The following is a 6415-nucleotide window of genomic DNA, read 5'->3' as shown; positions in this document are numbered from 1 at the left end:
ACTTTTGGCTGCCCTGCGACCCAAGGGACTTGCGAGGGGGTGGTGTTGCGTTTGCGGATGGGGTTTCTCCACAGCGGCCCCGTGGCACGCGTGCCACGGGGCCGCTGTTCTCGGTTCCCGGAGGGGACCGTCCGGTCAGTCATGACCGGCGCGGCTCATGTCCCTCCTGCCTTTTCCGCTGTTCCTTCCGTGTGACGCCTCCGACTTGCCTCCCGCCCGGGCGGCCGCACTGGCGGCCAGGGCGAGGAGAGCGGCCACGGCACCGGTGATGACGTTGCTCACCACGGTCCTCGTGGTGGTGGCGTCACCCGCGATGGCCCATGGCGCGACGATCGTCCAGATGCCCAGCGCGCAAGCGGCCCACGCCATGCCGTGGGTGCGCTCGTACGCCCGGCCGAAGCCGCCGCTCATCAGGAGCGCGTACGCGATGCCGACGATCAGGTTGATGATCGACAGCCGCTGGAACTGGTTGAAGCCCACGATCCAGGGAGAGGCGGCCAGGAAGATACCCGTGAGGAAGGCCAACGCGTCGATGGCCTGCGCCTTGGGCGTGCTTGCCGCGCGCTCGGCACTCTCGTGACGGGCGCGCATGTCGACGATGTCGGGGTGCGTGTCCATGGAGGACGACGCCCCGGACATGGGGGCGTGGGCTCCGGACATCGTCGACGGGGCTCCGGACGGCATTCCTGACGGCATTCCGGACGGGGACCGGGGGGATGTTGTCACTGCGTCCACCTCCAACTAGGTGGAAAGGCAGGCCTGATGGGCTCTCGGAAGAGAGACGGGCCCTGAGAGGAGAGACGGGCCGCAAGGTGGAGCTTGTCGCCGCGGTCGGCGGCGGAACCGTGCGTTCTCGCCCCACCAGAATACGCTTCGAACCCGCGCCGCGCTTCAGGACCCGACCCCCTTGCACCACGGCCCCCCGACGCGTCACGCCGCCCCCTCGAAAAGTCCCCCGGAAAAATCCCCTGAGAAACTTCCGTCGGCGATGTCGAGAACCCGCGGCTTGCTCCGTCCCAGCAGTGCAAGCGACCACGAGCGACCACAATGGGCCGCACCAGCACCGAGGAGAACACCATGGCCAAGTACCTGCTTCTCAAGCACTACCGCGGAGCCCCCGCCCCGGCCAACGACGTGCCGATGGAGCAGTGGACGCCGGAGGAGATCTCGGCCCACGTGAAGTACATGCAGGACTTCGCGGCCCGGCTCGAAGAGACCGGCGAGTTCGTCGACGGCCAGGCCCTCGCCCCCGAAGGGACGTGGGTACGGTACGACGGCGAGGGGCGCCCGCCCGTCACCGACGGCCCGTTCGCCGAGACCAAGGACCTCATCGCCGGCTGGATGGTGATCGACGTCGACAGTTACGAGCGCGCCGTCGAGCTGACCGGGGAGCTGTCCGCCGCCCCCGGCGCGGGCGGCAAGCCGATCCACGAGTGGCTCGAGCTGCGCCCCTTCCTGGCCGAGCCGCCCACCATCACGGAGTGACGTCAGAAGTGAACGAGGCACTGCTCCGAAGTCTCACCCCGAGCGTCCTCGGAATCCTCGTCCGCCGCGGAGCCGACTTCGCGGCGGCCGAGGACGCCGTACAGGACGCGCTGGTCGAGGCGGTCCGCGTCTGGCCGGCCGACATGCCACGCGACCCGAAGGGCTGGCTTGTCACCGTGGCCTGGCGCCGGTTCCTCGACGCGACTCGTGCGGACGTGTCCCGCCGCCGGCGCGAGGATTCGGTCGACGACCAGCCCGCGCCCGGCCCGGTACCCGCCACGGACGACACCCTCCAGCTCTACTTCCTCTGCGCCCACCCGTCGCTGACGCCGTCGTCCGCCGTCGCGCTCACGCTGCGCGCCGTCGGCGGGCTCACCACCCGCCAGATCGCCCAGGCCTACCTCGTGCCCGAGGCGACCATGGCGCAGCGCATCAGCCGGGCCAAGCGCACGGTCTCCGGCGTCCGTTTCGACCGCCCCGGCGACGTCGCCACCGTCCTCCGCACGCTCTACCTCGTCTTCAACGAGGGCTACTCCGGCGACGTCGACCTCGCCGCCGAGGCCATCCGGCTCGCCCGGCAGCTCGCAGCCGCGATCGACCACCCCGAAGTCGCGGGCCTGCTCGCCCTCATGCTGCTCCACCACGCCCGGCGCGCCGCACGGACCACGCCCGACGGCAGCCTGGTGCCGCTCGCCGAGCAGGACCGCGGCCGGTGGGACACCGGGGCGATCGCCGAGGGCATCGGCATCCTGCAGACGGCCCTCTCCCGCGACCGGCTCGGCGAGTTCCAGGCCCAGGCCGCCATCGCGGCCCTGCACGCGGACGCGCCGGCCGCGGAGGAGACGGACTGGGTGCAGATCGTCGAGTGGTACGACGAACTGGCGGGCCTCACCGACAGCCCCGTCGTCCTGCTGAACCGGGCGGTGGCGGTCGGCGAGGCGGACGGCCCGCGCGCGGGCCTCGCGGCACTGGCGGAGCTGGACGACTCCCTGCCACGCCACACCGCCGCGGCGGCGTATCTCCACGAACGCGACGGCGACCTGGCGGCCGCGGCGCGGCTCTACGCGGACGCGGCCCAGAAGGCCACGAACCTCGCGGAGCGCGCCCATCTGACGCGCCGGGCCGCACGGCTCAACGGACGGCCGGAGCTCAGAGAACGCGTCGCGGACCCTCGGCCTTGATCATGTCCCAACTGTCCGTGACCATCGAGACCTTGCCCACCGCCTTTGCGCGCCGCCAGGGTCACGCGAGGGTGGCGGTCAGATGAGCGGTGAGGCAGCCCGCAAGGACCGGACGGACCGGGAATCGGTCGATGAGCCGTCCGCGCATCGGCGCGGTCAGGCCCTGGCCGAGCGTGGAGCAGCTCACCGCCAGTCCGGCGGTCCCGTACGAGGAGGCGCTGCTGACGAGGAGCAGCAGGCTCAGGCCGGTCATGCCGGCCGCCAGCTTCGACGTCGTGGCGATGGTGGAGAGCCGCCAGAAATGGGGGAGGCGGGTCAAGGTCCGGTAGTCGGAGAGGATTCGGTGCGGGGTTGCCGGACGATCTGAGGTGCGGGCGGGGTGGTCGCGGCTGTCGCTGTCCGCGTCGCCGGTTTCGGCGCCCGCGCCCGCGCGGACGCTACGTGCTCGGCTCACCGCTGCGGCATCCGCACCCGGAGCGCCGCGACGGCCCAGGTGAGCGCGGGCTCCAGGCTGTCGGGTGCGGGCCAGTCGTTGATGACGGCCAGCAGGGACAGGTACTGGTCGCGGCGCGGGTCGTTCATCTGCTCCAGCCGGGCGGCGAGGCGCCGGTGGAGGGCCGGGGTGTCGGGCGGGGCCTGGCTGCCGAGGACGCGTGCGTAGTGGGCCGAGAGTGCGGCGACGATCGGTTCCGCGGCGGGCGAGTCCGGTGCGATGCCGTTCTCCACGGCCGGCGTCACTTCAGCCCGGATGGCCTCGGCGAGTACCCGGGGCAGGCCCCTGCCGTCGTCCGGTGCCCGGTCGACCGCGAGGTTGTGGGCCATGCCGTGCAACGTCGCGCGGAAGTCGTGGTCCTGGAGCAGTTCGGCCAGCTCCACCCAGGCCTCGATCTGCTCGGGCTCGGGGTCGTCGGGCAGCAGAGGGGTCAGGGACTGGGTCACTGCCGCGAAGGCGGGGTGATCGTGCAGGCCGTCGAACACGGCGCCGAGGAAGTCGTCCACGAGGCGACGGCGTTGGGCTTCCGAGAGGCAGGCGAGCTTGTGCATGAGGTCCCTCTGATCCGGTGTTCTCTGATCCGTTACGTGACGGGTCGCGCCGCGCCCGACGATCGCCGTCAGCACGGCCCGGCGCTGCCGCAGGACGCGTATCTGTACGTCCAGTGCCTGGGCGTGCGTCTCCGCGACGTCCGGCAGCGAGACCTCCCTGTCCAACACCTTGCGTATCGTGGCCAGATCGATTCCCAGCTCGCGCAGGGTGCGTACGAGGTCGACGCGCACGACGGCATCGGCGCCGTACCGGCGGTATCCAGCAGGGGTGCGGTCGGTCGGTGGCACGAGTCCGGTGTCCGCGTAGAACCGGATGGCCTTCACCGTCAGACCCGTACGCCGAGCCAGTTCACCGATCGAATAGAGCGTCTCGCCGTCCATGCCCCCACCTTCACGTCTCCCCCTACTGGAGACTCAAGTCTGGTTGGCGCGTCTCCTGGACCCGGGGGAGGCCCGGCGGGAGCCGGTGGGGAGCACTGACCGGCCGTCGCCGGACGAGGCCGTCAGTAGACGATCGACACGATCCGGCAGACGGCTGCGGCGAGGTCACGGTCGCCGTCGGTGTGCGCACGGGCGAGTGCGGTGTCCGGGGCGATGCCCCTGGTGCACAGTCGCCAGGCGGTCTCCGCGTCCAGTCGGACGAGCGCGGCGGGTGAGGCGGGGCCTGCGCCGTCCGGTGCGGCGAGGGACCAGCGGTCTTCGGTGGCGGTCACGGTCCACGTACCGCCCGCCGGGCCGTCGATCTGCACCCGGACCTGCGTGGCGACCGGCGCGGTGACGTCGCGCAGGGTGTGGGGCAACGCCCGCATGAAGGTGTCCAGAACCACGGCCTGGGGTTTCGGTTCGGGGTCGGTCTCCTGGCCGACGGCGTGCCGGATCTGCTGACGGTGGGTCCAGAACTCGGTGAGGTCCCGGGCGCTGTCCAGCCACATCGGCGCGGGATCGACACCGGCCCAGGACACGCCCATGGAAGGCGAGTCGGGGTCGGCGGCCTCGAAGAACCGGGCCACCTGCCGGCCCATCAGGTCGAGCGTGTCGGTGAGCGCGGCCGGGCTCACACGGGAGAACGAGTCCACCCATTCCTGGTTTATGCGGTGGATGAACGCCTCGAGCGTCTCGCCGGGCCCGAAGGCGGGCCCGCCCCGATGCCCGTCGCGGTCCCGGCCCAGGCGCCCGTAGAAGTCCCCCAAGAGGTGGGCGGCGACATCCCGCACGCTCCACCCCGGCACCGCCTCCCTACCCCAATCGGCAGGCGCCAGACCGCGCAGCGTGTCCATCAGCGCGGTGTGCTCGGGGGCGAAGAGAGGGCGGGCGTCGACGGGAGAACCGAGCCAGGAATGGTCCGGCACACCGCTGAACTGGCAGTCCATCCCCCAAGTCTGCCAACCGAATACCGCGCCGACCATCGATTATCACCGCGCCGAATCCGGGCGGCGGTCCGACGCCGACCGCACCGCCGTAGAACACGGTGGCGTAGCCGCCCCTGGCCGTCGGGGTGAAGGGGGGCGTTGAGCGCGGCCTTCCCGCAATGCCGCCTCCCCCGCGGGGCGGAGGTGGACAAGACCTCCGGAGGACGTCCGAGCACGCGGGCGACGGTGACGATCGAGACGCACACCTACCGCCACCATCGCCGAGATCGGAGCCTCCCCGTGCTGAAGTGGACCCTGCGTGCCGCCGCAGTCCTCGCCATTGCCGCCGCGATCGCCGCCCCTGTCGCCGTGCCCGCGACCGAAGCGACCGCCGCCACGGACATCCCGACCGTCGTCGCCGTCGCAACCGCTGACACGACGGCTTCCGCGACCGCGACCGTGCCCCGCCACCCGGCCCCTACCCCGGCCTCGACGTCCCCCTGACCGTCAAGTCGCCTTCGCGGCCCGGAAGCTCACCGCTTGCGGGCCACAGCCCCGAACTGCGGGAGCACGTCCGCCGTTGCCGACTCCGCACGCCACCGTGAGCACGACACGAGGCCGGGCGTGAGAACTTCCAGGCCCTCGAAGAACGCTCCGACCTCCGCACGGCTGCGAGCGGTGATCGGAGGGGTCGCGTTCTCGTTCCAGAACTTCATGGCTTCCACGTTGCCCTCGCCACCGAGGTCGGTGTCGGTGGTCGGGTGGGTCATGGCCAGGTAGCTGCCGGAGGGGAGCGGCGCCATGATCCGGCGCACGATGTCCAGCGCCTGTTCCGTGTCGAGAATGAAGTTGAGGATGCCCAGCATCATGACCGCGACGGGCTGCTCGAAATCGAGGGTCGCCGAGGCACCGTCTATGACGGTGTCGGGTTGGTGGACGTCGGCATCGATGTAATCGGTGGCTCCCTGCGGAGTGCCGACCAGCAGGCTGCGGGCGTGGACCAGCACGATCGGATCGTTGTCGACGTAGACGATCCGGGCATCGGGCGCGATCCGCTGGGCGATCTCGTGAGTGTTGTCCAGGGTCGGGAGTCCCGTACCGATGTCCAGGAACTGCCGCACTCCGCATTCGGCGGTCAGGAACCGCACGGCGCGGCCGAGGAACTCGCGGTCCGCGCGGGCCACGTCCCGGATGACCGGGAACATCGTGGAGACCTGCTCGCCGACCCGCTGGTCGACCTCGTAGTGGTCCTTGCCGCCGATCCAGTAGTTCCACACCCGCGCGTTGTGTGCGACCCCCGTATTCAGCCTGTCCGACACATCTGACGGATGCAGTCTCCCGCTCACGTCTTCCCCT

At 71.1% G+C, this 6415-nt stretch carries 8 protein-coding genes; 3 read left to right on the top strand and 5 right to left on the bottom strand.

Annotated elements, in window-relative coordinates; genetic code table 11:
* Positions 1–135 precede the first annotated feature (135 nt).
* On the bottom strand, positions 136–660 hold the full coding sequence (locus AC07DO_RS38295) for an SPW repeat protein (protein WP_479066853.1): 525 nt from the start codon (positions 658–660) through the stop codon (positions 136–138).
* A 417-nt stretch (positions 661–1077) separates the two neighbouring features.
* Between AC07DO_RS38295 and AC07DO_RS38290 the strand changes: the two genes are divergently transcribed.
* Both AC07DO_RS38290 and AC07DO_RS38285 read left to right on the top strand, forming a co-directional pair.
* Positions 1078–1485, top strand: a complete 408-nt coding sequence (locus tag AC07DO_RS38290) for a YciI family protein (protein WP_479066852.1) — start codon at positions 1078–1080, stop codon at positions 1483–1485.
* Positions 1486–1493: 8 nt separating this feature from the next.
* Positions 1494–2666 (top strand): RNA polymerase sigma factor, encoded by a 1173-nt coding sequence (locus AC07DO_RS38285; RefSeq protein ID WP_479066959.1) that lies wholly within the window; start codon positions 1494–1496, stop codon positions 2664–2666.
* 61 nt (positions 2667–2727) lie between these two features.
* Here the strand turns inward: AC07DO_RS38285 and AC07DO_RS38280 are convergent, their stop codons facing one another.
* From AC07DO_RS38280 to AC07DO_RS38270, 3 genes are all read right to left on the bottom strand, one after another.
* Positions 2728–3120, bottom strand: a complete 393-nt coding sequence (locus tag AC07DO_RS38280) for a hypothetical protein (RefSeq protein WP_479066850.1) — start codon at positions 3118–3120, stop codon at positions 2728–2730.
* Entirely contained in the window at positions 3117–4091 is a 975-nt protein-coding gene (locus AC07DO_RS38275; protein WP_479066848.1) for a MerR family transcriptional regulator, read from the bottom strand. Before AC07DO_RS38275 ends, AC07DO_RS38280 begins: the two co-directional genes overlap by 4 nt.
* Positions 4092–4213: 122 nt before the next feature.
* A complete protein-coding gene (locus tag AC07DO_RS38270; RefSeq protein ID WP_479066847.1) occupies positions 4214–5080 on the bottom strand; it encodes a maleylpyruvate isomerase family mycothiol-dependent enzyme in 867 nt (288 codons plus the stop codon).
* Positions 5081–5359: 279 nt separating this feature from the next.
* On the opposite strand from AC07DO_RS38270, the gene AC07DO_RS38265 reads away from it, so the two are divergent.
* On the top strand, positions 5360–5563 hold the full coding sequence (locus AC07DO_RS38265; protein WP_479066845.1) for a hypothetical protein: 204 nt from the start codon (positions 5360–5362) through the stop codon (positions 5561–5563).
* A gap of 29 nt (positions 5564–5592) precedes the next feature.
* On the opposite strand, the gene AC07DO_RS38260 is transcribed toward AC07DO_RS38265, so the two are convergent.
* On the bottom strand, positions 5593–6405 hold the full coding sequence (locus AC07DO_RS38260; protein ID WP_479066843.1) for an SAM-dependent methyltransferase: 813 nt from the start codon (positions 6403–6405) through the stop codon (positions 5593–5595).
* Between the last annotated feature and the right edge of the window lie 10 nt (positions 6406–6415).

It is taken from the genome of Streptomyces sp. NPDC045678 (genome assembly GCF_056432085.1).
The sequence above is the reverse complement of the archived record's forward strand: the minus strand, read 5'-3'. Positions and strand labels throughout refer to the sequence as shown.

What these genes read in the sequence shown, in the direction of transcription:
- AC07DO_RS38295 (WP_479066853.1), bottom strand. Translation starts at nt 660, where the DNA reads ATGTCCGGAGCCCACGCCCCCATGTCCGGGGCGTCGTCCTCCATGGAC.
- AC07DO_RS38290 (WP_479066852.1), top strand. Translation starts at nt 1,078, where the DNA reads ATGGCCAAGTACCTGCTTCTCAAGCACTACCGCGGAGCCCCCGCCCCG.
- AC07DO_RS38275 (WP_479066848.1), bottom strand. Translation starts at nt 4,091, where the DNA reads ATGGACGGCGAGACGCTCTATTCGATCGGTGAACTGGCTCGGCGTACG.
- AC07DO_RS38270 (WP_479066847.1), bottom strand. Translation starts at nt 5,080, where the DNA reads ATGGACTGCCAGTTCAGCGGTGTGCCGGACCATTCCTGGCTCGGTTCT.